The sequence below is a fragment of the Agromyces mediolanus genome, assembly GCF_044917495.1.
In the GTDB taxonomy this organism is placed as follows: Bacteria; Actinomycetota; Actinomycetes; order Actinomycetales; family Microbacteriaceae; genus Agromyces; species Agromyces mediolanus_B.
On record NZ_JAVSSI010000015.1, the window covers coordinates 14952 to 39133 of the forward strand.

22 protein-coding genes and 1 tRNA gene are annotated in these 24182 nt (G+C 73.2%); 10 read left to right on the forward strand and 13 right to left on the reverse strand.

The features are described 5' to 3' along the window. Window positions 1-110 precede the first annotated feature (110 nt). Window positions 111-1946, forward strand: a complete 1836-nt coding sequence (locus ROT00_RS16395) for an MOSC domain-containing protein (RefSeq protein WP_404776107.1) — start codon at window positions 111-113, stop codon at window positions 1944-1946. A gap of 59 nt (window positions 1947-2005) precedes the next feature. Then, the gene (locus tag ROT00_RS16400) at window positions 2006-5008 is read left to right on the forward strand and encodes an aminotransferase (protein ID WP_404776108.1); all 3003 of its coding nucleotides are present in this window, start codon (window positions 2006-2008) and stop codon (window positions 5006-5008) included. 93 nt (window positions 5009-5101) lie between these two features. On the opposite strand, the gene ROT00_RS16405 is transcribed toward ROT00_RS16400, so the two are convergent. Continuing rightward, the gene (locus tag ROT00_RS16405; RefSeq protein WP_404776109.1) at window positions 5102-6547 is read right to left on the reverse strand and encodes a catalase; all 1446 of its coding nucleotides are present in this window, start codon (window positions 6545-6547) and stop codon (window positions 5102-5104) included. Between the two features lie 119 nt (window positions 6548-6666). Continuing rightward, on the reverse strand, window positions 6667-7107 hold the full coding sequence (locus ROT00_RS16410) for a Fur family transcriptional regulator (protein WP_404776110.1): 441 nt from the start codon (window positions 7105-7107) through the stop codon (window positions 6667-6669). 135 nt (window positions 7108-7242) lie between these two features. Between ROT00_RS16410 and ROT00_RS16415 the strand changes: the two genes are divergently transcribed. From ROT00_RS16415 to ROT00_RS16430, 4 genes are all read left to right on the forward strand, one after another. Then, the gene (locus ROT00_RS16415; RefSeq protein WP_404776111.1) at window positions 7243-7776 is read left to right on the forward strand and encodes a hypothetical protein; all 534 of its coding nucleotides are present in this window, start codon (window positions 7243-7245) and stop codon (window positions 7774-7776) included. After that, complete coding sequence (locus ROT00_RS16420; RefSeq protein WP_404776112.1) at window positions 7773-8255, forward strand: GNAT family N-acetyltransferase; 483 nt, start codon at window positions 7773-7775, stop codon at window positions 8253-8255. Before ROT00_RS16415 ends, ROT00_RS16420 begins: the two co-directional genes overlap by 4 nt. Window positions 8256-8300: 45 nt before the next feature. Next, entirely contained in the window at window positions 8301-9239 is a 939-nt protein-coding gene (locus ROT00_RS16425; protein ID WP_404776113.1) for a PfkB family carbohydrate kinase, read from the forward strand. A gap of 204 nt (window positions 9240-9443) precedes the next feature. Then, the gene (locus ROT00_RS16430) at window positions 9444-10328 is read left to right on the forward strand and encodes a ScbA/BarX family gamma-butyrolactone biosynthesis protein (protein ID WP_404776114.1); all 885 of its coding nucleotides are present in this window, start codon (window positions 9444-9446) and stop codon (window positions 10326-10328) included. On the opposite strand, the gene ROT00_RS16435 is transcribed toward ROT00_RS16430, so the two are convergent. The 3 genes from ROT00_RS16435 to ROT00_RS16445 form a co-directional block, all read right to left on the reverse strand. After that, window positions 10294-10953: a ScbR family autoregulator-binding transcription factor gene (locus ROT00_RS16435; RefSeq protein ID WP_404776115.1), complete on the reverse strand. Its 660-nt coding sequence runs from the start codon at window positions 10951-10953 to the stop codon at window positions 10294-10296. The genes ROT00_RS16430 and ROT00_RS16435 overlap by 35 nt on opposite strands. Before the next feature lie 159 nt (window positions 10954-11112). Beyond that, window positions 11113-11394 carry an META domain-containing protein gene (locus ROT00_RS16440; RefSeq protein ID WP_404776116.1) on the reverse strand — a complete coding sequence of 94 codons (282 nt, stop codon included), beginning with the start codon at window positions 11392-11394 and terminating at the stop codon, window positions 11113-11115. A gap of 31 nt (window positions 11395-11425) precedes the next feature. Then, window positions 11426-12106 (reverse strand): hypothetical protein, encoded by a 681-nt coding sequence (locus ROT00_RS16445; protein ID WP_404776117.1) that lies wholly within the window; start codon window positions 12104-12106, stop codon window positions 11426-11428. Between the two features lie 139 nt (window positions 12107-12245). Between ROT00_RS16445 and ROT00_RS16450 the strand changes: the two genes are divergently transcribed. Both ROT00_RS16450 and ROT00_RS16455 read left to right on the forward strand, forming a co-directional pair. Next, the gene (locus ROT00_RS16450; protein ID WP_404776118.1) at window positions 12246-12623 is read left to right on the forward strand and encodes a metalloregulator ArsR/SmtB family transcription factor; all 378 of its coding nucleotides are present in this window, start codon (window positions 12246-12248) and stop codon (window positions 12621-12623) included. Beyond that, the gene (locus ROT00_RS16455; RefSeq protein WP_404776119.1) at window positions 12620-13117 is read left to right on the forward strand and encodes an SRPBCC family protein; all 498 of its coding nucleotides are present in this window, start codon (window positions 12620-12622) and stop codon (window positions 13115-13117) included. The genes ROT00_RS16450 and ROT00_RS16455 overlap by 4 nt, the downstream gene beginning before the upstream one ends. 86 nt (window positions 13118-13203) lie before the next feature. Here the strand turns inward: ROT00_RS16455 and ROT00_RS16460 are convergent, their stop codons facing one another. The 6 genes from ROT00_RS16460 to ROT00_RS16485 form a co-directional block, all read right to left on the reverse strand. Then, window positions 13204-17391: a DUF5979 domain-containing protein gene (locus ROT00_RS16460; RefSeq protein ID WP_404776120.1), complete on the reverse strand. Its 4188-nt coding sequence runs from the start codon at window positions 17389-17391 to the stop codon at window positions 13204-13206. Window positions 17392-17615: 224 nt separating this feature from the next. Continuing rightward, window positions 17616-19184, reverse strand: coding sequence for a response regulator transcription factor (locus ROT00_RS16465; RefSeq protein WP_404776121.1), 1569 nt, complete (start codon window positions 19182-19184; stop codon window positions 17616-17618). 156 nt (window positions 19185-19340) lie between these two features. Next, window positions 19341-19700: a hypothetical protein gene (locus tag ROT00_RS16470; protein WP_404776122.1), complete on the reverse strand. Its 360-nt coding sequence runs from the start codon at window positions 19698-19700 to the stop codon at window positions 19341-19343. 141 nt (window positions 19701-19841) lie between these two features. After that, window positions 19842-19926: transfer RNA gene (locus ROT00_RS16475), tRNA-Tyr, on the reverse strand. Between the two features lie 103 nt (window positions 19927-20029). Next, window positions 20030-20722 carry a PH domain-containing protein gene (locus tag ROT00_RS16480; RefSeq protein ID WP_404776123.1) on the reverse strand — a complete coding sequence of 231 codons (693 nt, stop codon included), beginning with the start codon at window positions 20720-20722 and terminating at the stop codon, window positions 20030-20032. A 19-nt stretch (window positions 20723-20741) separates the two neighbouring features. Further along, window positions 20742-20906, reverse strand: a complete 165-nt coding sequence (locus tag ROT00_RS16485) for a hypothetical protein (protein WP_251203502.1) — start codon at window positions 20904-20906, stop codon at window positions 20742-20744. Between the two features lie 113 nt (window positions 20907-21019). On the opposite strand from ROT00_RS16485, the gene ROT00_RS16490 reads away from it, so the two are divergent. Next, on the forward strand, window positions 21020-21883 hold the full coding sequence (locus ROT00_RS16490) for an MOSC domain-containing protein (RefSeq protein WP_404776124.1): 864 nt from the start codon (window positions 21020-21022) through the stop codon (window positions 21881-21883). Window positions 21884-21949: 66 nt separating this feature from the next. Further along, on the forward strand, window positions 21950-22438 hold the full coding sequence (locus tag ROT00_RS16495) for a YajQ family cyclic di-GMP-binding protein (protein WP_404776125.1): 489 nt from the start codon (window positions 21950-21952) through the stop codon (window positions 22436-22438). 33 nt (window positions 22439-22471) lie between these two features. Here ROT00_RS16495 and ROT00_RS16500 read toward each other — a convergent pair whose 3' ends face one another. Together ROT00_RS16500 and ROT00_RS16505 are read right to left on the reverse strand one after the other, a co-directional pair. After that, complete coding sequence (locus tag ROT00_RS16500; protein ID WP_404776126.1) at window positions 22472-23479, reverse strand: alpha/beta hydrolase; 1008 nt, start codon at window positions 23477-23479, stop codon at window positions 22472-22474. Next, window positions 23476-24177, reverse strand: a complete 702-nt coding sequence (locus ROT00_RS16505) for a prepilin peptidase (protein WP_404776127.1) — start codon at window positions 24175-24177, stop codon at window positions 23476-23478. Before ROT00_RS16505 ends, ROT00_RS16500 begins: the two co-directional genes overlap by 4 nt. Window positions 24178-24182: the final 5 nt, after the last annotated feature.

Sequence of the window (24182 nt, forward strand, 5' to 3'; positions counted from 1 at the left end):
CGTTCCGGCAGCGTTGACGACGCCCGCTGCTCCCGCTAGTCTCACTGCGAATGCCGGATCGATCCGGCATCGATCGCCCCCGACGATGCGATCGCGCTGAAGGAGGCGCCATGGCACCCGCTCATCTGGAGCGCATCGTGCGCTACCCCGTGAAGGGGCTGCCCGGCGTGCCCGAGACCGGGCCGGTGCGGCTCGCACCCGGGCGGGGCCTGCGCTGGGACCGCGGCCACGCGATCGAGAACGGCACGACCGTGCCCGCGGACCGCACGGCCTGGCAGCCCCGGGAGACGTACTTCCACCTCGCGAAGTACGAGACGATCGCCCGCCTCGGCACCGCGCTCGCCGGTGCGGACGGCGACGACCCCGTGCTCACCCTCACCGCCGCGTCCGGCACCGCCGAGGTGCGGCTCGCGGGCGCCGAGCTCGACGCGGACGCCGCGAACGCCCTGCTGCGCGAGACGCTGCCGGCCGGCCCGCTCGGCCCGCCGACCCTCGTGCGCACGACGGCGGCCGGCCTCTGGGACTGGCCGGCCGCCCACCTCTCGATCATCAACCTCGCGACGCTCGAGGCGCTCGCCGAGGCCGCGGACGAAGCCGTCGACGCCCGCCGCTTCCGCGGCAACCTGTATCTCGGCGGACTGCCCGCGTGGGGCGAGCTCGCCCTCCTCGGCCGCCGCGTCCGGATCGGCGAGGCCGTGCTCGAGGTCTTCCAGCCCACCGACCGCTGCCGCGCCACGACCATCAACCCGCTCGACGCGGTCTCCGACCTGAACGTCCCCGCCCTCCTCGCGAGCCGCTTCGGTCACATGTTCTGCGGCGTCTACGCCCGCGTCGTCGTGCCCGGCCGCATCGCGCCGGGCGACGTGCTCGAGCCGTTCGACGAGCGGGCGCCGCTGCCGGAGGGCGAGCACGGCTGGCCCCGCGCCGGCCGGGTCGTCGAGCGCCGGCGGGAGTCCGACGCGATGACGAGCTTCTGGTTCGAGGATCCGCTCGACCTCCTGCCGCGCGCCCTGCCCGGCCAGCACGTCCGCATCCACGCGGCGGGCGCCGCGGCACCGAACTGGCGCAGCTACACGATCTCCGCGACCGAGCGCGACGGCGCGGCCGCCCCCGGGCGCTTCCGCATCAGCGTGAAGCGCGACGGCCGCATCTCCACCGAGCTGCACGAGGCGCTCGAGACGGGCGGCGAGCTCGTCGTCACCGGCCCCTTCGGCGACGTCGTGCTGAACGAGGACGCCTCCCGCGACCTCCTCCTCGTGAGCGCCGGCGCCGGCGTCACGCCGACGGCGGCGATGCTCCGCGCCCGGCTGGCCGCCCCCGGCACCGGCCGAGTCCGTGTCGTCCACAGCGAGCGGGACGCGGCATCCGTCGCGCTCTGGGACGAGGTGGAGCGCGCCGTCGCGGCGCTGCCCGACGCAGAGGCGTCGCTGCACCTCACCCGGGACCCGGAGGGCGCCGCCCGCCTCGGCGCCGCGAGCGGGCGGCCTGGCACCGAGACGTTCGGGGCGATCCTCGCCGAGCTCGACCTCGACCGCTTCGACGTCTACGCCTGCGGCCCGGGCACCTTCACCGCCGACGTGCGCGCCCGGCTCGCCGAGCTCGGCGTGGACCCCGAGCGGGTGCACGCCGAGGTCTTCTTCTCGCCCTCCGCCGCGGAGCTCGTCGAGCCGCGACCGCCGTCGACGAGCGGCCCGCACCGCATCACCGTCGGCGAGGACGAGATCGAGTGGCGCCCCGAGTCGGGCTCGGTGCTCGACGCCGTCGAGGGCGTCGGCATCGACTGGACGAGCGGCTGCCGCGTCGGCGTCTGCGGCACCTGCGTCCGGAAGCTCAGGAGCGGCACGGTGGAGTACCTGAGCGAGCCGCTCGCCCCGCCGCCCGCCGGCAGCGTGCTCGTCTGCTGCTCGGCGCCCACGAGCGACGTCGTGTTCGACCCCGGGGACTAGCCGCCCGCCGCCGGCCCCGCACCGACTCATCCGCTTCCCCTCACCCTGAAGGACCGCTCATGCCCAGCCTCTCCCTGCCCTCCGAGCTCGAGCTCGTGCAGCCGACCCCGCCCGAGCTCGGCCCCGCCGACGCCGAGCGCATCGCCCGCGACGCCTTCGGGCTGACCGCCGCCGCCCGCGCGCTCGGCAGCCACCAGGACCGCAACTTCCTCCTCGATCGCGGCGACGGGGCGCCCCTGCTGCTGAAGATCGCGAACCCCGGCACCACGAGCGCCGAGCTCGAGGCGCAGTCGGCCGCCGCCGCCAGGATCGCCGAGCGCGCGCCCGGGCTGCGCACCCCGCGCAGCCTGCCCGTCGCCGCGGGCGGGGCGGATGCCGCGGATGCCGCGGGCGATGCGGATGCTGCGACGGTCCGTGAGATCGAGGAGGACGGCCAGCGGCTCGGCGCCCGGGTGCTCGAATTCCTCGACGGCGGCACGCTCTCGGGCGGCGGCCATCTCTCCCCCGCGGTCGTCCGCGGCATCGGCGAGCTCGCCGCCCGCGTCGACCTCGCCCTCGCCGACTTCGACGCGCCCGGCGTCGAGCGACCGCACCAGTGGGACCTGCGCCGCGCACCGGCCGTGCTCGACGCGCTGCTGCCCTACATCGGCGACGCGGAGCTGCGCGAGCGCCTCGCCGGCGCCGCCCGCGAGGCCTGGGCCGTCGTCGAGCGACTCGCCCCCGAGCTGCCGGTGCAGGCCGTGCACGGCGACCTCACCGACGACAACGTCGTCTGGAGCGACCCGCGCACCCGGCTCCCCGACGGCATCATCGACCTCGGCGACCTGAACCGCGGCTGGACCGTCGGCGAGCTCGCGATCACCCTCTCCTCCCTGCTGCACCACGACGGCGTCGACCGCCGGGCGGCGCTCCGCGCGGCCACGGCCTACCACGCGCTGCGGCCGCTCTCCCGCGCGGAGGCGGAGGCGCTCTGGGCGCTCGTCGTGCTCCGCGCCGCCGTGCTCGTCGCGAGCGGGCACCACGTGGTCGCGACCGACCCGGGCAACGCCTACGCCGCGGAGAACCTCGGGCACGAGCTCGCGATCCTCGACGCCGCGACCGCCGTCCCGCTCGCGGTGCAGACCGCGCTCGTGCTCGCGGCGACCGGCCACGAGCCCGACACCCTCGGCCTGCCCGCCCACGTCGCGCTCCTCGCGGGGATCCGCCCCGAGGAGATCGCCGGCATCGAGCTCGGCACGACCAGCAGCGCGCTGCACGGCGGCCGCTGGCTGGAGCCGGATGCCGAGTCCGCCGCCGCCCGCGCGGCGCTCGCCGCCGGGGCATCCGCCGCCCTGACCCGATTCGGCGAGGCCCGGCTCACCCGCTCGGCGCCGTTCGCCCAGGAGGCCCCGGCGAACGTCGCCCTCGGCGTCGAGCTCGCCCTCGCCCGCCCCGTCGAGCTGCTCGCGCCCTGGCCGGGCGTCGTGACCGCCGGCGACGACGGGCTCGAGCTCCGCGGCGACGGCCTCGTCCTGCGCCTCGACGGCGCCGAGGCGGCCACGACCGCCGAGGCATCCGATGCGGCGACCGGGGCACCCGCGGCCGGGCACGTCGCCCGCGGGGCCGTGATCGGCCGCGCCGCGACCCAGCTCGCCGTCCGCGTGCACCGCGACGGCGGGCCCGGCGCCCCCTGGTTCGCACCCGTCGCCGATGCGGCGGGCTGGCTCGCCCTCGTCGCCGACCCCACGCCGCTCCTCACCGGCGCCGCGGCGACCGAGCGGGGCGCTGCCGGGAGCGAGTCCGCGCGCGAGCTCATCGCCCGCCGCGAGGCCGTCTTCGCCGAGGTGCAGGAGTACTACTTCGAAGAGCCGCCCGCGATCGTCCGCGGCTGGCGGGAGCTCCTGGTCGACGCCGACGGGCGCGTCTACCTCGACGCGCTGAACAACGTCACCTCGATCGGGCACGCCCACCCGCGGCTCGTCGAGGCCGTGACCGAGCAGTGGCAGCTCCTGAACACGAACTCGCGGTTCAACTACCCCGCCGTGGTCGAGTACGCCGAACGGCTCGCCTCGCTCGTGCCCGAGCCGCTCGACACCGTCTTCCTCGTGAACAGCGGCTCCGAGGCGGTCGACCTCGCGCTCCGCCTCGCGCGGGCGGCGACCGGCCGGCGCGACATCCTCGCCGTGCGCGAGGCGTACCACGGCTGGACCGACCTCTCCGATGCCGTCTCCACCTCCGTCGCCGACAACCCCGGCGCGCTCGCGAGCCGCCCCGAGTGGGTGCACACGGTCGACGCGCCGAACCCATTCCGCGGCCCGTACCGCGGTGCCGAGGCGTCGCGGTACGCGGGCGAGGCCGTCGCCGAGGTCGAGCGCCTCGCCGCCGCGGGCACCCCGGTCGGCGCGTTCATCGCCGAGACGTACTACGGCAACGCGGGCGGCATCGCCCTGCCCGACGGCTACCTCGCCGCGATGTACGACGCGGTGCGCCGGCACGGCGGCGTCGCCGTCGCCGACGAGGTGCAGGTCGGCTACGGGCGGCTCGGCGAGTGGTTCTGGGGCTTCGAGCAGCAGGGCGTCGTGCCCGACGTGGTCGCGGTCGCGAAGGCGATCGGCAACGGGCATCCGCTCGGCGCCGTCATCACGACGAAGGAGATCGCGGCGGCGTACCGCAGCCAGGGCTACTTCTTCTCCTCGGCGGGCGGGAGCCCGGTGTCGAGCGTCGTCGGCTCGACCGTGCTCGACGTCATCCGCGAGGAGGGGCTGCAGGAGAACGCCCGCGACACCGGCGGCTACTTCCGCGAGCGCCTCGCCGAGCTCGGCGAGCGGCACCCGCTCGTCGGCGCCGTGCACGGCTCGGGCTTCTACCTCGGGCTCGAGTTCGTCCGCGACCGGGAGACCCTCGAGCCGGCGACCGAGGAGACCGCGGCGATCTGCGAGCGGCTGCTCGGGCTGGGCGTGATCGTGCAGCCGACCGGCGACCACCAGAACGTGCTGAAGATCAAGCCGCCGATGTGCCTCGGCCGCGAGGGCGTCGACGCGTTCGTCGCCGCCGTCGACCGGGTGCTCACGACCGGCTGGTGAGGCATCCGCCCGTCCGCCCGCCCGCACACCCGATGATCCAGGGTTGCCCGACGTCCACGGCCGTCGGCAAACCCCGGGCGGGGTGAGCCGGGATCAGCCGGCGTAGGCGGCGCGGAGCGCGGCGCCGAGCCCGGCGTCGACGTTCGTCCAGTACTGGAAGAAGCGCTCGCGGATCTCGTCGACCGTGATCGCCCGGGCCTGGCCGAGCAGCGTCTCCTGGAAGCGCGCCTTCGCGTCGGCCGAGTACACCTCGCGGTAGAGCGTGCCGGCCTGGCCGAAGTCGTCGTCCTCGGTGTGCAGCGTCGCCGCGGCGCGCACGAGCTCGCCGTCCGACTCCCACGAGCCCTCGCCCGCGAGCTGCGCGTCGGCGACCGGGCCGCCGAAGGAGTTCGGCGCGTACACCGGCGTCGTCGGCGCGTTGAAGCGGTGCCGCTGCGCGCCGTCCTGCGAGTAGTTGTGCACGGGCGCGGCGTGCGGCGCGTTCACCGGCAGCTGCGCGTAGTTCGTGCCGACGCGGTAGCGCTGCGCGTCGGGGTAGCTGAACACGCGGGCCATCAGCATCTTGTCGGGGCTGATCGCGATGCCCGGCACGGTGTTCGCGGGCGAGAACGCGGCCTGCTCGATCTCCGCGAAGAAGTTCTGCGGGTTGCGGTCGAGCGTGAGCGTGCCGACGGGGATGAGCGGGTAGTCGGCGTGCGGCCACACCTTCGTCAGGTCGAAGGGGTTGAAGCGGTAGGTCTTCGCCTCCTCGTAGGGCATGACCTGCACCGAGAGGTCCCACTTCGGGAAGTCGCCGCGCTCGATGGCGTCGTGCAGGTCGCGGCGGTAGAAGTCCGCGTCGGCGCCCGCGATGGCCTCGGCCTCGGCGGCACCGAGGTGCAGGTCGCCCTGCCGGCTCGCGAAGTGGTACTTCACCCAGAAGCGCTCGCCCGCGGCGTTGATCCACTGGTAGGTGTGCGAGCCGAAGCCGGGCATCTCGCGCCACGACTTCGGCAGGCCGCGGTCGCCCATGAGGTAGGTGACCTGGTGGGCCGACTCGGGCGAGAGCGTCCAGAAGTCCCACTGCATGTCCGCGTCGCGGAGGCCGGAGCCGGGGAGCCGCTTCTGCGAGTGGATGAAGTCGGGGAACTTGATGCCGTCGCGGATGAAGAACACGGGGGTGTTGTTGCCGACGAGGTCGTAGTTGCCCTCCGTCGTGTAGAACTTCAGCGAGAAGCCGCGCACGTCGCGCCAGGTGTCGGGCGAGCCCTGTTCGCCGGCGACCGAGGAGAAGCGCAGCAGCGTCTCGGTCTCGGCGCCGGGCTGGAAGAGCGCCGCCCGAGTGTAGGCCGAGACGTCGTGGGTCACCTCGAAGCGGCCGAAGGCGCCGCCGCCCTTCGCGTGCACGATGCGCTCCGGGATGCGCTCGCGGTTGAACTGGGCGAGCTTCTCGACGAGGTAGCGGTCGTGCAGCGCGGTCGCGCCGTCGGGCCCCGCGGTGAGCGAGTGCGCGTCGCTCGCGACGGGCGTGCCGGTCTGGGTGGTGGTGGGGTTCGTCATGCGTTCGTCCTTCGGTTCGTGGGCGGATGGGTGACGAGCCGCGGCAGGGCGCGGCGGGCGCGGCAGGGCGCGCCGAACACCGCCGGGCAGGGCCGGCGGGGGCGGAGGGGCGGAGGCGGCTAGGCCGCGGGCTCCGATCTGCAGGATTCGCAGAGGCCCCAGAAGGTGACCTCGGCGGTGTGGATGGCGAAGCCGCCGGCGTCGGACGGTTCGAGGCAGGGCGGTTCGCCGACGACGCAGTCGACGTCGGCGACGGTGTGGCACTTCGTGCAGACGAGGTGGTGGTGGTTGTCGCCGGTGCGGCTCTCGTAGAGGGCGGGCGAGCCGGCGGGCTCGATGCGGCGCAGGAGGCCGGCGCCGGTCAGCGCGGCGAGCACGCCGTACACGGCCTGCAGCGAGGTCGTCGGCAGTTCGCCGCGCACGCGCTCGAAGACGGTGTCGGCGTCGAGGTGCCCGTGGCCGGTGAGGGCGGCGAGCACCGCTCGCCGGGGCGCGGTGACCTTGAGCCCGGCGGCGCGCAGTCGCTCCGCGCTGTCCATCGGGGCCCCGTGCGTCTCCATGCTCCGACCCTAGCAAGTTGTTTTGAATGAATCAAAACAACCCGAGCGGATGCCTCGGCGCGCAGCCTCGATGCGGCGGAGGCGCCGGGCGGATGGGAGGATCGTTGCTGTCCACCGCAGCTGAGGAGCGCCACCATGACCGGACTCACCGATGTCACCCTCGACGACGACGGCGACCTGACCGCCACCGCGACCCTGCCCGGCAACCGCGTCGTCGCCGTGCTCTCGGAGCCGGAGGAGGGCACCACCGCCGAGCTCGGCGCCATGCGCACTCTCGTCGAGCGCGCCCTCGCGCCGCTCGCCGAGTCCCACCTGCTGGCCGCCGACGCGCGCGCGGCCGAGGAGCTCGCCGTCGAGGACGGCGAGACGGTCGAGGTGGCGCTCGAGGGCGTCATCGTGCTGCCTGACGCGAAGCTCGTGCTCATGTACGACGCGCCCGGCCAGGGCGTCACGGTCTTCTGCGCCCTCGACGAGGAGCTGGCGGTCGCCGAGGTCGAGCTCGACGAGGACGACGAGGAGTTCGAGTACGAGTACGAGCTGGAGGGCGACGGCGAGGGCGCCGAGAGCCGCTCGTTCGCCACCATGGACGAGCTGCTCGACCACCTGAGCCGGGCCGACGCCGCCGAGGGCGGCACGGCCGAGGCCGAGGACGACAACCGGCCGGCGTGACCGCGCCCGTCGCCGTCCGCGAGCTCGGCGCCGCCGAGCTCGACGAGCTCGCCCCGCGCCTGCTCGAGATCCAGCACGCCGCCTACGCCATCGAGGCGGCGCTCATCGGCGACGACCGTATCCCGCCGCTGCACGAGACCGAGTCGGGGCTCCGCACGGCCGGCCTGCGCTGGCTCGTCGCCGAGCGCTCCGGCGAGCTTGCCGGCGCCCTCGGGTTCACCGTGGACGATGGCGTGCTCGACCTCGACCGCCTCGTCGTCGCACCGGAGCATGCCCGGCGCGGTGCGGGCCGGGCGCTCGTGGTCGCGGCCCTCGCTCTCGCACCCGAGGCGGTGGTGGCGACCGGCCGGGGCAACGAGCCGGCGCGCGGCCTGTACGAGTCCGCGGGCTTCGTGCACGAGGGCGACCTGGAGGTCCTGCCCGGGCTGTGGATCAGTCGCTTCCGGCGCGGCACCCCGACGCGGCGCGCCTCCGCCTGACGACCCGAGCACCACACCGCACCGCACCGAGCACCGGGAGCCGAGATGATCGCAGCGAACTGGCCGGCGGGCGCCCGCGCCCTCTCGATCGGCGAGGCGCTCGTCGACATCGTGCACGACCGGGCGGGCGGCGTCGCCGAGCACCCGGGCGGCAGCCCGCTGAACGTCGCCGTCGGCCTCGCCCGGCTCGGCGCCGACGTCGAGCTCGCGGCCTGCCTCGGCGACGACGAGCGCGGGGCGATGGTGCGGCGGCATGCCGAGGCATCCGGGGTGACGCTCTCCCGCGGCACGCTGGGCGCGATCGCCCGCACCTCGACGGCGCAAGCGACGCTCGCCGCGGACGGCGGGGCGAGCTACGAGTTTGCGCTCGAGTGGCGACCTGCTCGGCCGGACGTGACCGGCTTCGACGTCGTGCACACCGGCTCGATCGCGGCGTATCTCGAACCGGGCGCGACGACGGTGCTCGAGGCGGTCGAGGCGGCGGCATCCGCCGCGCTCGTCTCCTTCGACGCGAACGTGCGACCCACGCTCATCGGTCCGCGCGCCGGGGCGCTCGCCCGCGTCGCCGCCTTCGCCCGGGTCGCGCAGCTCGTGAAGATGAGCGACGAGGACGCCGCGTGGCTCTACCCGGGGCGCAGCGCCGAACAGTCCGCCGCTGCCCTCGCGGCGGAGACCGGCGCCGTCGCGATCATCACCCGCGGCGCGGCCGGCGGGCTGCTCGCGACGGACACCGGCGTGCACGAGTTCCCGGCGTTCCCGGTCGCGACCGTCGACACGGTCGGCGCCGGCGACTCCTTCATGGCCGGCTTCCTCTTCGCGGTCGTCGTCGGCGGCCTCGCGCCCGCGCTGCGGCGGCGGACGGCGGATGCCGAGCCGCTCCTCGACGCGGCCCGCTTCGCCGCCGCGTGCGCGGCGATCACCGCCTCGCGGGCGGGCGCGGATCTACCGAGCGCCGAGGAGGTCGCCGCCTTCCTCGGGCGCTGAACTCGGGCGCGAGCGCTGAGCTCGGCGCGGGCGCGGAGGCCCGGATGCGCCGGCTCGGGTATCTGAAGGGCTGGGCGCCTGACCCAGGTGCACGGGTGCAGGCATCCCCCGATTCCTGCACCCGCACACAGCCCCCCCGACTAAGATCAGCATACCGTCTCCCCGGTTTCCAGTGACCCCGAGCCAGATTGCCTTGGAGCGCCAGTGCTGTCCTTCGACCAAGCGGTCCCGCGCCGCCTCGTCCATCGGAAGTCCACGAGCGAGGTGCTGCCCACCGACTTCGTCCGCTGGGGCGATCGGGAGTACATCGCGGGGCTGCAGTGGCCGCGGCGGCACGGCTTCTTCGATGCCGCCGCCCGCGACTCCGCGCTCGTCACCGAGTCGATCCGCCAGCTCACGATCCTCACCTGCCACCGGGGCTTCGACGTGCCCTTCGACCACCGCTTCCTGATGACCGGGCTCGGCTTCGCGGTGCACGGCGCCCCGCGCACCGCACGCCCCGACTCGGCGATCGAACTGCACGGCACCGTGCGGGCGGTGCGCCTCGGACGCACCCCGCGCGGCGCCCTGCGCAGCGCGCGGTTCGACATCGTGCTCCGGACTCCGGACGGCAGCACCGTCGCCTCCGGGCACGGCGACGCCCTCGTCGTCGGCCCGGCCGCGTACGCGAGGATCCGCGGCGAGCGCGCGGGCTCCCCGCCGCCGTCCGCGCGACGGGGCCCGCTCGTGCCGCCCGCCGCTGTCGGCCGGACCGCCGACGAGGACGTGCTCCTCCTGCGGAGCGACGGCGGACTCGAGATCGACGTCGACCGGGGGCATCCGATCTTCTCCGACCACCCGCTCGACCATGTGCCGGGCGCCGCCCTCATCGAGGCGTGCCGTCAGGCGGCCCGCGTGGAGGCGGGCGATCCGGGGCTCGAGCTCGCGGAGTTCGAGGGCGGGTTCCGACGCCTCGTCGAGTTCGACGCGCCGGCGGCGATCCGGCTCTCGAGCCGCGCCGGGCGCACCTCGTTCGAGATCACGCAGCGCGGGCGCACGGCGATGACCGCCGAGGCTACGCTCGCTTCCGCCCCGGTGCCGGCACGGTGAAGACCTCGTCGGCGAGGGCCAGCTTCGCCGGGAGCTCGGCGGTCGGGATGATCGCGGTGAGCAGCACGCGCCAGAGGTCGTGGATGCGGTCGACGAGGTCGGCCCGCCCGGTGAAGGTCTCGGAGACGAGCTGCACACCGGTGTACGCGGGGATGAGCGTGCGGGCGAACACCTCGGGCGAGATGCGGCCGTTTGTCTCGCCAGCGGCCTCGGCCCGCCGCGCGAGCTCTTCGAAGGTCGCCATCCAGTCGCGGTACGGGTCGAGCAGCGGGGTGTCGAAGGTCGACGAGTCGGTGGTGAGGCGGATGCCGGCGCGCACGATGGGGTCGACGGTGAGCCGCACGGCGAGGTCCATGCAGAGGCGCAGCATGTGCTCCACCGGCGAGAGCTCGAGCTGGAGGATCTCGGCGGCGGCCTCGCGGGTGACCCGGTGCTGCTCCTCGATGAGGGCGCGGGCGATCTCCTCTTTGGAGTCGAAGTGGAAGTAGAGCGCACCCTTCGTGACCCCGGCGGCGGCACCGATGTCGTTCAGCGTGGCGTTGGCGTAGCCGGCGGTGCGGATCACCTCGGCCGCGCCCAGCATGATCTTCGCCCGCGTCAGTCGCGCCCGTTCCTGCTGGACCATTCCACCCCGCTTCGATTCGGCTGCGGTCAACCCTAGTCAACCGGTGGCCGGTGAACGGAGGTGAACCTGCCCGGATCTTCCCGTCCGGCCATCGCCGTCCTCGACGCGCGCGGCGACGTCTCCCGGCTGGATCACCCGGAGCGAGTGCCGGGCTGCGGGCTAATCCGCGCGCACGAGCTCGAAGGGCGCACCATCGGCATCGGTGAGCACGAGGACGCGCGCACCGGCGTCGACCTCGGCGGTGACAGCTGTCCAGACGGGCAGCGGGAGCACCGAGTTGTTGCAGCCGATCAGAGTCATCCCTCCGTCTCCGGCGGTCTCGAAGCGACCGCCGGAGACGTTCCACGTCCCACTCGCTCCATTGCAGCCGTCAGACGCCTCCCACGTGCCGTCCTCGGCGAACTCCACGAACGCATCGGGGTCCGGCGGGTCGGGCTCCACCCATCGACCAATGAGCTGCTCGGTTTCGCACCTACCGCGTGTAGACGTTCTCGGCGCCGGTGTCGACGGTGGGCGCCTCGAGCCCCTCGCTCCAGTTGACGGTGTTGCGGTCGCCGTGCACCTCGAACGCGGCCGTGATCGCGGTCAGCACGACGGTCGCGTCGTTCGCGTTGAGCATGAGGCGCTCGACCTCCTCGCCGTTGACGGTCGCGCCGTCGCCGTCGACCACCACGTCGCCGGTTCGCACCGTGGTGAGGTGCGTGTTCGCCGCCTCGGTGGCGAAGCGGCTCACGGAGTCGACGTTGAGCGTCACGCTGTCTGCGCGCACGCGCACCTCGCCCCACTCGGCGCCGAGCACGCTCGCGTTCGCCCCGGTGATCTCGACCGTCTCCGCGGATTCGATGTTGCCGGCGAAGTCTGCGCCCGTGATCGCGACCGCACCGCACGTCCCGTCGACGACCGCGCTGGAGCTGTCGGCGGTGATCACGATGTCCTCGCCATCGACGCAGCTGCCGCCCTCAGAGAGGTCGCGCCCACCGCCGGCCACGGACGCCTCGCTCGCATCGGCCGGAGCGGACTGCTGCGCGGCTCCGGAACCCGTCGCCGGAGCACCCCCGGCGCAGCCCGCCATCAGCAGCGCGAGCACCGCCGCCCCCGCACCGCCCACGATGCCCGCACGCAGCCTGCCGACGAACGCATTCCGAACCGTCATGTCCATCCCCTTCGAATCGATGCCGCCCAGCCGGATGACACCGGCTCGCATCGCTCCAGCATAGTTCGGGATACCAAATCGTCCCGGAAGTTCTTCCACAGCCCTCGACATCGCGTAACCAAATGGTTACTCTTTTCGCATGGACGGGGCACGAGCGCTGGCGGATCCGGTGCGGCGGGAGATCCTCGAGCTGCTGCGCGCGTCGCCGCAGCCCGCAGGGCGGATCGCCGAGCGCTTCCCGATCAGCCGACCGGCGGTGAGCAAGCACCTGCACGTGCTCCTCGAGTGCGGTGCGGTGACGGTCACCACGCGCGGGCGGGAGCGGGTCTACGAGCTCCGCACCGAGCCGTTCGACGAGCTGGCGGCATACCTGGCGGTCCTCACCGCTCCGCCGTTCGCGCCCCAGCTGGACGCGCTCGCGACCGAGGTCGCGCGCACCCGCCGCGAGCGGCGCACCGCCGATGCCGCGCGGAGCACGGCACCCGGCCCGGAGCAGAACAGGAGACGACGCGCATGAGCACTCCCGCACCGACCGGACGGATTCTGAAGACGGACTCCGGCCTCGACCTGATCGTCACCCGCACGCTGCCGGGCTCGCTCGACGACGCCTGGGCCAGCATCACGGAACCCGAACGCACAGCAAGGTGGATGGGCCGGTGGGAGGGCGACGCCGCCCCCGGCGCCACCGTCCGGCTGCAGCTCGGCTTCGAGGAGGACTCGCCCTGGAGCGACGTGAAGATCCTCGACTGCGAGGCGCCGCGCCGGCTCCGGCTGGCGCTCCTGACGCCCGACGCCCCGTGGGAGGTCGAGCTCGAGCTGACGCCCGTGGGCGAGCGCACGGAGCTCCGCTTCGTGCATCGGGCCATCACGGCGGAGGAGGCGCCGAGCGTCGCACCCGGCTGGGAGTGGTACCTCGACCAGCTCGTCGCCTCGATGCGCGGCGCCCCGCTGCCGAGCTTCGACGACTACTTCCCCGCGCAGCGGGCGCACTTCGCGCAGCAGTTGCCCTGAACCGACCGCCTCAAGAGAGGAGCTCGGGACGCCGAACGGCCGGCCCGCGGGAATCTCACCCGACGGAGCCGGCCGTTCGCACCCGCCTAGCCTCGAGCGCGCCGTCTCACGATGAGGACCGCCGCACCGGCGAGCATCGCGAGGAGCGCCGCCCCCCCGACCGCACCGAGCAGCACGCCGTCGACACCGGTGCCGGCGAGGGCCGGGCCGACCGTCACCGTGTTCTCGAGCGAGAGCTCGACCGCGGCACCCGGCTCGCCGCTCACCGTGATGGTGGCGACGGGGCTGCCCGCGTCGGTGGTCACGGTCACGGCGTCATCGGCGGACGACCAGTCCGCGCCCGTCCAGCGGATCCCGTCGGCGAGCTCTGCGGAGCCCTCTTCGACGCGGACCTCGGTGCCGAGCGGGAGCGCGTCGATCGTGACGGGCGCGCCGGCGGCGAGGCGGACCTCGCGGAGCTGCGGTTCGCCGAGCAGGTCGGTCCAGGCGATGGTCACCGGGAACTCGGTCTTCGCCGAGGCATCCGCCCCGTCGCCGCGCAGCGACTTGGTGATCGTGACGCTCCCGACCGAGGCGACGGCCGTGTTCACGAGCGACACCTCCGCGGTGTCGGCGGCGCCGATCGTCACGATCGCGGAGCCGGCATCGCCGGGCGCGACGCGGTCGCCGGACCACTCGGGCGTCGCCCAGGTGAACTGCGCACCGTCCTCGAGCCCGGTCTCCGTGAGGGTGACCTCGGTGCCGTGCGGAAGCTGCTGCGGGAAGTCCACGACGGTCCCGTCGGTCGGCACGGAGAGCTCGAGCAGCTGCTCGCCGTCACCGTCCGTCCACGAGGCCACCACGGTCACCTCGTCGGGGACGTCGGGGTGGTCGCCGCGGACGCCGTCGACGCGCTTCGCGATCGAGAAGTCCCCGGGAGCCCAGGTCGCCTCGTTCACGACGGTCACGAGGGCGACGTCGTCCTGCTGGTCCGACACGAGCACCGTGGCGGAGCCGTCGCCGTGGTCGTCCACGCCGGGCCCGGAGATCGTGACGGATCCCCAGACGACGGTGTCGACGCCCGGCCGGGTGCCCTCGGTGATCGTCACCTCGGTGCCGGCGGGCAGCTGCACGCCGAGCGGGGTCGGCTCCACGGTGTTGATCACCAGCTCACGGGTCTCGACGACGTCGTCCGCGCCGAGCCAGGAGGCGGTCACCGGGAACTCGGCCGTCGGGTCGACCTCGCCGGCCGCCGCGCCGGCGACGCCCTTCAGCAGGCTGATTCCCGCGGTGGACGTGGCGGCGTGGTTCTCCAGCTCCACGGTCGCCTCGGCGGACCGCCCGATCGTGACGATCGCGTCCTGCCCGTCGACCGTCACGCCGGTCCCCGACCAGGTCGGGGCGCCCCAGGCGATGCCGGAGCCGTCGACGAGCGGGGTCTCGGTCAGCGTGACCCGGGTGCCGATGAGGAGGTCCGTACCGAGCGGGACGGGGGTGCCGTCGGTCGGCACGGTCAGCGTCGTGCCGCCGGGCACGCCTTCCTCGGTCCAGCTCGCCGTCACCGTCACGGTGTCGGGGACGGCCGGGTTGTCAGCCTGCGCACCGGTCACGTTCTTCACCAGGGCGAAGGTGCCGACGGTCCGCTCCGCGCTGTTCGTGACCGTGATCGCGGCCGGGGTGGTCGTGTGCGCCGCGGTGACCGCGACGGTGGACGGGGTGATCACCGGCGCCGCCCAGGTGAGGGTGTCGTCGTCGACCGGGCGGAGCTCGGTGAAGCTCACCGTCGCCCCGATCGGCAGGCCGTCCAGCGTCACCGGCTCGCCGGCCCGGATCTGCAGGACCCGGTCGGACTGAGCGGGGAAGCCGGCGCCGAGCGCGGTCGTGTCGATCGCGGCGGTGACCTGGTAGCTGCGGTCGGGGGCGATGAGCCCCGCTGCGCCGCCGTCGAGCTCCTTCACGATGGTCGCGGAGCCGAGCAGCGCCTCATTGCTGAGCGACACAGCGACGTTCACGCCCGGGTCGATCGAAGCGATCGCGGTCTTCCCGTCCGGGCTGACCGTCACCCCGGGCCCGTCGGCGAACACCGGGTCGCCGAACACGACGCCGGGGACCGTCGGGAACGTCGGCTCGGTGAGCTCGACCTTCCAGCCCGTGCCGCGGGCGTTCAGACCGCTGATGGGGGCGCCGTCGAGCGGCACCTGCAGCTCGTACTCCTTCTGCACCGCGTTCGTCGGGTCGATCTCCTTGACGTGCACGGTGAACGTCGTGCCAGCGGGCACGAACGCGGCACCGGCGTTGTCCACGAGCGTCTTCACGAGCGACACGGAGCCGCGGGTCACGCCCTGACCGGTGCCGCTGCCGCTGTTGTTCTGCGTGGTGGTGGAGCTGAAGGAGACCCCGTCGCCGGTGAGCGAGTTGGAGTACACGGTGCCCGGGGCATCCATCCCGCCGCTGGTGGTGCACGTCGTGTACGTCAGGACGTACTGGTACTCGCGGCTGAACCCGTCGCTGGTGCCGGTCGGGATCGGCAGGTCGACCGCGTCGAGGGCGAAGGTGAGCGTGTTGCCGGCGAGCGAGGCCGCGGTGGACCCGGCGAGGTCGACCGTCTGCAGGCCGCCGTTCTGGATCTGGTCGCGCGCCTCGACCTTGAGGTTCAGCCGCGTCGCCAGCCCCGCGCTCGGGTCGCCGGCCGCGCAGACGGCCTGCGAGGCGGAGAGCACGTCCGTCAGCGTGAGGACGTCGTCGATGTCCTCGATCATCTGACCGGGGATGGTGACGGACCAGTTGATGGTGGTCTGCGGCATGTGCTGGACCCCGTCGAGGGTCACGGCCGAGGTGTTGATCCGGCCGCTCTTGCCCTGGCTCCGGTTCGGCACGGTCGCCTCGTTCGTCGCGACCGAGCCGTCGACATCGACCGAGTTGGCGTACGCGGTGCCGCCGTTGGGCAGCTCGGTGGACGTCACGCAGGTGGTGTACGTGATCACGTACCGGTGGTCGGATGGCTTGAAGGCCACGGCGCTGTCGTTGAGGTCGAAGCGCACCTGGAACGACTGCGCGCTCGAGGAGAGGGTGGTCGCGGTGAGCTTGCCGGTCAGGCTCTGCTGCAGCTGGTTGCTGGGGCCGTACCGTTCGGTGACCTGGATACCGCTGATCGTGTCGGTGCAGACTTCGTGCCCCGCGCCGAGGGTCTCGGTGAGCGTGAAGCCGTCCTTGCCGACGAGCTGGTCACCCGGGATGACCACGGTCCACGCGATCTTGCCGTTGCGCTCCGCGCCGCCGAGGACGCTGCCGGACTTGCCGAGGTTCAGGTGCCACGGCAGGTTGGCGACCGTGCCGACGCCGTGGCCGGCCTCGCCCCAGCCCTCGATCTGGGCGGAGTTCTCGTACTCGGTGCCAGCGGGGTCGATCGTCCCGTCCTCGGTGCAGGTCTGGTAGGTGACCCGGTAGGTGACGTTCGCGTCGAAGGGCCCGGCGAGCGCGAGCCCGAACGAGGTGTCGCCGGGTGCGCCGTCGAGCGTCGCGATGCTCGTGACGTCGACGACCGTGCTGCCGCGCACCGTCTGGACCTTCAGCCCGGCGGGGTCGCACAGCGCGTGGCCGGCGCCGAGGGTGTCGGTGATGCGCGCGGTCTGGTTGCCCGCGGCCACGAGGTTCGCACCGGGGATGTCGATGGTCCACGTCATCGACCAGTTGTTCTGGTTCATGACGCCGGACTTGGTGACCTCGCCGGGCAGTTCGATGCCGTCGTCGATCCCGCCCGTGCCGGGGAGGTCGACCATGACCGGCCGGGTGTTGAGATCGAACTCGATCGCTTCCGCGGTCGTCGCCTGGACCGCCTCGACCTGGAACTGCCACGTCCCCATGACGAGTTCCGGATACGCCGTGACCTCGTCCGTGAGCTCGCAGGTGGCGATCCCCGTCGCGGTGTCGGTGAGGCAGTTGCCCCAGACCACCGGGTCGCCGCTCGGGGTGGACCCGAGGAGCTGGAACGGCACGTTCTGCGGGAACTTCAGCTCCGGCGGGAGCCCGATGGTGAAGGTGTCGCCGGCGTTCGGAGCGGCGGCGCTCGCGTCCCAGGAGCCCGACACCGTGAGCGTGTCGCCGACGGTGGCCTGCGTGTCGGCCGGGGTGATGGTGACATCGCCGACGACGATCGCGCTGTTCGGAGCGGCGAAGGCGGCGGACGGCAGCACGACCACGGCGGTGAGCGCGAGGCCGATGGACCCGATGAGCGCCAGCAGGCGCCGGACGAGGTTGGGATGCGGTCGGTGACTTCGCGGCGTGGTCGAACGCACGGCACGCTCCTTCTGGGATTCGGGTGGGCGCGCGATCGGGTCGCCGCCATCGGGGTTTCGGCTCCGTGCGGAGCGCGCGCGTCCGTCGGCCGGGAAGCGTCGGTTCGGGTCGGATGCGCGTCAATTCGACTATGTCCGACCGAATGTGAGATACACCCACGGAACGGAGGACTTCACCCTCATTGCGCGGAGAATCCCCCTGAGGGTGAAATCCCCGGTGCGGATCAGTTCCGGATGCCGGCCTCGGACACCGCGAAGATCGCCGCCTCGAGCGAACGGACGCCGAGCTTCCGGTACGCCGACCGCAGCTGGCTGCGCACCGTCTCGACGCTGACGAACGAGTCCCGCGCCACCTCGGCGCGGGTCCTCCCGGACATCAGCCCGAGCAGCACGGCCCGCTCCCGGGGCGTGAGGAGCGCGTGCCCCTTCGACCGGTCGAGGTAGACGAGCTCGTCGTCGATCTCGGCGACGGCATCGAGCGCCTCGTTCGTCCCCGCCAGCTCCGCGAGCTTCGGGAGCACGCCGGGTCCGGCCACGACGAGGGACCTGGGGATGCCGTTCTCGAGCGCGAGCGCGACGGCGCGGCGGAACTCGCTCGACGCCACCGGTTCGTTGCCCTCCGCGAGCGCGCGGGCGGCCTTCAGCAGGTGCATCTCCGCGGCGGCTCTCGGCCGGTCCCGGCTCTCCCGGAGCACCGCCTCGACGAGACCCGCGGCCGCGGTCGCGTCCTCCGCGGCGCGGATCGCCGCGAGCCGCACGCGGACGACCCCGTGCGCATCGTTCGCCGCGCTGCGTTCGAGCAGCTCGACCGCGAGCGCGCCATGACCGGCCATCCCGTGCAGATGCGCACGCGCGACGTCGAGGTAGACGCTGTTCACCGGCTGAGCACGCACGTCGGACGGCCAGGATGCCGACTCGGCCTCGAGCTGGGCGAGCAGCCGCGACGGGTCCTTCCGCGCTGCCGGCAGCTGCGCCCGCACGGTCAGCGCGAGCGCCCACAGGTCGGAGTCCCGCTCGGCTTGCCGACTGTCCGCGAGGAGCGCCTCCGCGTCGTCGCCCTTCCCCCGATCGAGCAATCGGAGGGCGGTCGCGAGCCGGAGCGGCACGCCCATCGCCGAGCGCTGCCAGGGTTCGATGAGCTCTTCGAGCGCGGCCGCCTCCGCCACCGCGCGATCGGATGCGGGCCCTCGCCCGGCCAGTGCGTGCGAGAGCGCGGAGGAGCCGGCGGTGCGGTACGCGACGTCCAGCTGCCCGGTCGCGACCGCGTTCCGGAGCGTCTCCTCGGCACCGTCGACGACCGTCACGTACCCGGAGCTCATCCGCTCCGTGCGCAGCCAGTGGTGCTGCATGCGGGTGAGCATGCCGGCCGGGATCCGTGCGGCGGCGACGGGCAGCGCGGCCCGCGCACGCTCGACGTGGGCGAGGCTCTCGGCGGCCCGGCCCTCGGCGCGCGCGGCGATCGACGCGACGGTCGCGCCGATCACGGTGCGGAGCGCGGCCTCGTCCGTGGCTCGCTCACCGCCCCGGCGAACGCGGTGCGAGGTCGCTCCGGCTCGCCGCGCCGACTTCAGGTGAGCGGCCAGCTCGGCGAAGACCGCGGTGGTCAGCGCATCGGCCGGGTCGGGGGCGCTGAGGCGGAGCGCCAGCGCCAGCGTGATGGAGCGGTCCTCCAGCAGGTACATCCAGTGCTGCGCGACGAGTGCGGTGACCGCGTCGGCATCCCGGTCGGTGACGGCCCGGCGAAGGACGACGCGCGGATCCTCTGGATGTTCGGTTCTGCGAGAAAGCACCATGAAACCCGGATCGAGACCGGTCCGCTCGGGTTACGGACCGTTTCATCCATCTAAACAGAGGGCCGTCCGCCGCCTGGCTCACCGCTTCGCGATGGCCCTGGAACGGGGGGTCGGCGGCACCTCGCGGTCTGCACCGGCAGAGCGCGGTCGTCGGGCTCAGCCAGCCTCGTTCGGCACTCGGGGAACCGGATCGAACCCATCAGGAACCTGCACATACGTCGATGCATGATCGCGTCCGGAGGCGTTGATCGATTCGGAGATGTGAGCGACGAGCAGGCTGAACCAGCGGCGATCCGCGGGCCCGGATTCGAGCCACTTGAGGTCGCCGGTTTCATCGATCTGCCGAACGGTCGCTCCGCAGAGCCGGGGGTCGAACTGAAGAGTGACGACACGCCCATCCATGGCGCGGGCTTTCATGGTGAGCCCGGCCCGGTCAGTTTCGATGATGGTGTCGTCGAGTCTCGGCAGGATCTCGAACAGCCGGTCGACGATCGCGTCGTCGTTCCAGAAATCCACGACGGTCATCCTTTCATGAACGAATACTGACTTCGATCGGATCGGGATGGGCGGGGGCCGGGGGCCGGGGCCAGGCGGGATGGGAGGAACGACGAAGCCCCGGTCACCGAGGATGCTCAGTGGGACCGGGGCTTTCGTTTCTGGTGGCGAGTGAGGGATTCGAACCCCCGAATGCAATGCAGTCTGATTTACAGTCAGATCCCTTTGGCCGCTTGGGTAACTCGCCGTGTGCACCCGACCACGTTTTCCACACAACCGGGGGCCTCACAAGGATACTCGGTCGGACCCCGCTCGGGAAATCGAGCCGAACCGCGCCCGGACCGCCCGTTTCAACCCCGCGTCTCGCGCCACCAGGGCAGTTCCTCGCTGTAGTCCCTGGTCGCGTTCAGGTCGCGGGTGTCGGCCGCGGCATCCGCCTCCGCACGCGCCGCCATCTGCCCGTCGCTCGCCGAGGAGGCGGCGAGCTGACCGACCCGGCTCGGGTCGTACGCGGGCATCGGGACGTCCGGCTCGTACATCCGGCCGCGAAGGCCGGCGCGCTGGATGACCCGCTGGATCGTGAGCCCGCGCTCCCCCGGCCGGCCGACGAAGCGGATCTCGCGGAGCCCCTGGTCCTGCGCCGCCGACTCGAAGACGAAGTGGCCGTAGCCGATGATGCGTCCGACAAAGGGGGTGTGCACCGAGATGTCGAGGATGCGGGCGAGCGGCATGGTCGCGATCCGCTGGGAGAGGATGCCGTGCACCCGGAACACGCGCATGTTCGTGATGACGAAGCGGTCCATGCGCAGCCCGATGTAGCGCCAGAGCCCGTGCACGAGGAGCACCAGCGCGGCGAGCAGCGGCACGAAGTACAGCGGCTTCGGCAGCACGGCGAGCAGCAGCAGCACCGGCAGCGCCGCGACCATCTCGACGACGCAGCCGACCTTCGCAGCCCAGTGCTTGCCGACCTCGTCGATGATCACCTCGCCGTCGTCGGCGATGAGATACCGCTCGACCTTCGGGTCGAGGCCGAACACGCTCACGGGAGCATCCGCCGTCCGTTCAGGAGGCGAGCGAGGTGAAGAAGCGGCCGACGCCGTCGACGGCGGTCGCGACCCCGTTCACGGCACCCTGCACGAGGTTCGCTGCATCTTCGGGCCGGCTGATCATGTAGAAGAGCGCGAACACGACGACGAGCACGATGACGAGCGGTCTGATCCACTTCACGCGCGCGATCCCTTCGATCGGAGTCCGCCGTCGTTTCTACCCCACCCGAACGGGGGCCGCCACTATGACACGCGGATGGGGGACAAGACGGCCACGACGGGTACGGTGCTGTGATGCAGGTGACCCGCGTCCGCATCCACCCCGTCAAGTCCTTCGCCGGCCTCGACGTGCCGAGCGCCACGGTGCTGCCGTGGGGGCTCGCGGGCGACCGCCGCTGGGCGGTCGTCGACCCCGAGGGCACCTCGGTGACCGCGCGCGAGGAGAACGCGCTGCTCGGACTCGTCGCGACGCCGCTCGACGACGATGCGCTCCGGCTCGTCGGCGCTCGCGCGGGCGGGTCCGGCCCGGCCGAGGCGGACGACGCGCTCCTCGTCGCCGCGCCGCGCGACGCCGTCCCCGTCGCGGTCGGCCACTCGCGGCAGGGCACGGCGCTGCCCGCGGGCGAGGCGGCGGATGCCTGGATCAGCGCACGCCTCGGCCGCCCGCTCCGCCTCGTCTGGCAGCCCGACCCCACCGCGCGCACCGTGAAGCCCGACTACGGCGGGCGCCCCGGCGATTCGCTGACCCTCGCGGATGCCTCGCCGCTGCTGCTCGCGAGCGAGGCATCCCTGCGCCTCCTGAACGAGCTCGCCGCGGCCGACGCCGACGAACGGGGCGAGCTCGCGCCGGAGCCGCTCGTCATGGAGCGCTTCCGGCCGAACCTCGTCGTCGACGGCGAGACGGCGTTCGCCGAGGAGACGTGGACGCGGGTGCGCATCGGCGACGTCGAGTTCCGTGTCGAGGGCTGCTGCGACCGCTGCGTGATGACGACGATCGATCCGGAGACGCTCGTGCGCGGCAAGGAACCGATCCGCACGCTCGCGAGGCACCGCCGTCGCGAGGGCAAGACCTGGTTCGGCGTGCGGCTGGTGCCGGCGCTGGATGCCTCGGCCGGCGACACCGTCTCGGTCGGCGACGCGCTGCACGTGCTCGGCTGAGCCGTCCGCGCGGCTCCGGGCGGGCGCCTCCGCCCGCCGCCGCGCGGCCCTGGCTAGACTGGCGGCATGGCAGATTCGACGTTCGACATCGTCTCCAAGGTCGACAAGATGGAGGCCGACAACGCGGTCAACCAGGCCCGCAAGGAGATCGAGCAGCGCTACGACTTCAAGGGCGTCGGCGCCTCGGTCGAGTGGAGCGGAGAGAAGATCCTGCTCAAGGCCTCCTCGGAGGAGCGCGTCAAGGCCGTGCTCGACGTGGTGCAGTCGAAGTTCATCAAGCGCGGCATCACGCTGAAGAGCCTCGACGCCGGCGAGCCCTACGCCTCGGGCAAGGAGTTCCGCATCGAGATCGCCCTGAAGCAGGGCATCGATCAGAAGGCCGCGAAGGAGATCGGCAAGATCATCCGCGAAGAGGGCCCGAAGACGGTGAAGTCGCAGATCCAGGGCGACGAGCTCCGCGTCTCCTCGAAGAGCCGCGACGACCTGCAGGAGGTCATCCGCATCCTGAAGGCCGCCGACCTCGAGGTCGACCTCCAGTTCGTGAACTTCCGCTGAGCCCTGCCGGCTGAGGCGCGCAGCCGCCGGTGATCAGCGCGACGGCGCGTAGCCGCGGAGCCAGCGGCCGATCGACGCGTAGGCGGCGGCGCGGGCGGGCTCGCGCGAGAGCGTGACGTCGTGCAGCGCGCCGTCGATGCGCGACACGGTGACCTCCGGGCCGAGCTTCAGCGCCCGCTCGGCGATCTCGTCGACGACGAGCACGCTGTCGCTCGAGCGCATCGACTCGTCCCAGCGGGTCAGGATGCTCGAGCGCGCCGAGAGCAGGGTGAGCGTCGGCGTGCCGACGTCGATCCCGGCGGCGACGCGGGCGTGCCCGGCGAGGATCGCGTTCAACCACACCGGGCTGGTCGCGAAACCGCGGTCGGGGCGCCAGCGGTGGTCGTACTCCCACTCGCCGCCCTGCTCCTTCGCGACCGCGCGGGTGTAGAAGCCGAGGTCGACGTTCGGCAGCGGAGCGAGCGGGTGCACGCGGGCACCCAGGGCGAACACGGGGGCGAGCGCCTCCCGGCCCATCCGGCTCAGCTGGAACTCGAGCCACGGGCTGTTCAGCACGAGCGCGCTCGCCCGCCCGCGGTGGCGGTCGGACCAGAGCGAGAGGGTCAGCCCGCCGGTCGAGTGCCCCATCAGGATGAGCGGGCGGGTGGATGCCCCGCCGCTCGATGCGCGAACGGCGTCGAGCGCGGCGTCGAGGTCGGCGTCGTAGTCGGCGAGGTCGGTGATGAGGCCGGGCGTCTGCCCGGGGCGGAGGCTCCGCCCGTACTTCCGCAGGTCGAGGGCGAAGAAGCGGGCGCCCTGCGCGGCCCAGTACCGGGCGAGCTCGGGGTTGAAGAAGTAGTCGCTCCAGCCGTGCACCGAGAGCACGTCGCAGCCGGCGACGGGTCCGCGCGGGGTGCGGGCGAACGGCCACCAGCCGGATGCCGGGGGCGGCGTGTACCGCACGAGGGTCGCGACGAGCTCGCCCTCGTCGTCGGAGCCGAGCGGCAGGGTCAGCTGCTCGAAGCCCGGCCCGAGCAGGTCGGGCCGCCACGCAGCGGTCATGGCCCCAGGCTAGCGGGCCCGACCAGGAAGGCGAGGAGCGCCCCGGCGAGCATCGCCGGACCGAACGGCATCGCCCCGCCGGGCTCGAGGCGCCGCGCCGCGAGTGCCACGAGCGCGGCGAGGCCGCCGAGGAGGAACATCGCGAGCACCCCATACAGCCAGCTCGTCACCCCGAACCAGCCGAGCACCCCGCCCACGAGCGCAGCGAGCTTCACGTCGCCCATGCCCATCGCCCGCGGGGACGCGAGCGAGACGGCGAGGAAGAGCCCGAACAGCACCGCGGCGCCGACGAGGGCCGACAGCGCGCGCCCCGCGCCGGTGCCGCCGTCGAGCGCCGCCGCGACGGCGAGCAGCGCGGCGAGCGCGAGCCCCGCCCGGCCGAGCACCGCGTTGGGCAGCCGGTGCTCGAGCACGTCGACGATGCCGAGCACGGTGCCGGCGGCCGCGAACCCGAGGAGGGCGCCCAGCACGACCGCGGCCGAGGCATCCGTCGCCGGCTGCGTCAGCTCACCGCCGAACCGCCAGCCGAGCGCGCCGAAGGCGACCGCCGCGACCGTCGCTGCGATCGCGCGGATGCGGGTGCTCGGACACGAGCGGACGAGCAGCGTGCGCCCGACCCAGCCCGCGAGCGGCCACCAACCCAGCGCCGCGCCGCCCGCCGCCGCGACGAGCGGGAGGGCGGCGAGGACGACGGGCACGCCGC

What these genes read in the sequence shown, in the direction of transcription:
- ROT00_RS16400 (WP_404776108.1), top strand. Translation starts at nt 2,006, where the DNA reads ATGCCCAGCCTCTCCCTGCCCTCCGAGCTCGAGCTCGTGCAGCCGACC.
- ROT00_RS16415 (WP_404776111.1), top strand. Translation starts at nt 7,243, where the DNA reads ATGACCGGACTCACCGATGTCACCCTCGACGACGACGGCGACCTGACC.
- ROT00_RS16450 (WP_404776118.1), top strand. Translation starts at nt 12,246, where the DNA reads ATGGACGGGGCACGAGCGCTGGCGGATCCGGTGCGGCGGGAGATCCTC.
- ROT00_RS16410 (WP_404776110.1), bottom strand. Translation starts at nt 7,107, where the DNA reads ATGGAGACGCACGGGGCCCCGATGGACAGCGCGGAGCGACTGCGCGCC.
- ROT00_RS16435 (WP_404776115.1), bottom strand. Translation starts at nt 10,953, where the DNA reads ATGGTCCAGCAGGAACGGGCGCGACTGACGCGGGCGAAGATCATGCTG.
- ROT00_RS16495 (WP_404776125.1), top strand. Translation starts at nt 21,950, where the DNA reads ATGGCAGATTCGACGTTCGACATCGTCTCCAAGGTCGACAAGATGGAG.
- ROT00_RS16405 (WP_404776109.1), bottom strand. Translation starts at nt 6,547, where the DNA reads ATGACGAACCCCACCACCACCCAGACCGGCACGCCCGTCGCGAGCGAC.
- ROT00_RS16455 (WP_404776119.1), top strand. Translation starts at nt 12,620, where the DNA reads ATGAGCACTCCCGCACCGACCGGACGGATTCTGAAGACGGACTCCGGC.
- ROT00_RS16500 (WP_404776126.1), bottom strand. Translation starts at nt 23,479, where the DNA reads ATGACCGCTGCGTGGCGGCCCGACCTGCTCGGGCCGGGCTTCGAGCAG.
- ROT00_RS16465 (WP_404776121.1), bottom strand. Translation starts at nt 19,184, where the DNA reads ATGGTGCTTTCTCGCAGAACCGAACATCCAGAGGATCCGCGCGTCGTC.
- ROT00_RS16425 (WP_404776113.1), top strand. Translation starts at nt 8,301, where the DNA reads ATGATCGCAGCGAACTGGCCGGCGGGCGCCCGCGCCCTCTCGATCGGC.
- ROT00_RS16395 (WP_404776107.1), top strand. Translation starts at nt 111, where the DNA reads ATGGCACCCGCTCATCTGGAGCGCATCGTGCGCTACCCCGTGAAGGGG.
- ROT00_RS16490 (WP_404776124.1), top strand. Translation starts at nt 21,020, where the DNA reads ATGCAGGTGACCCGCGTCCGCATCCACCCCGTCAAGTCCTTCGCCGGC.
- ROT00_RS16445 (WP_404776117.1), bottom strand. Translation starts at nt 12,106, where the DNA reads ATGACGGTTCGGAATGCGTTCGTCGGCAGGCTGCGTGCGGGCATCGTG.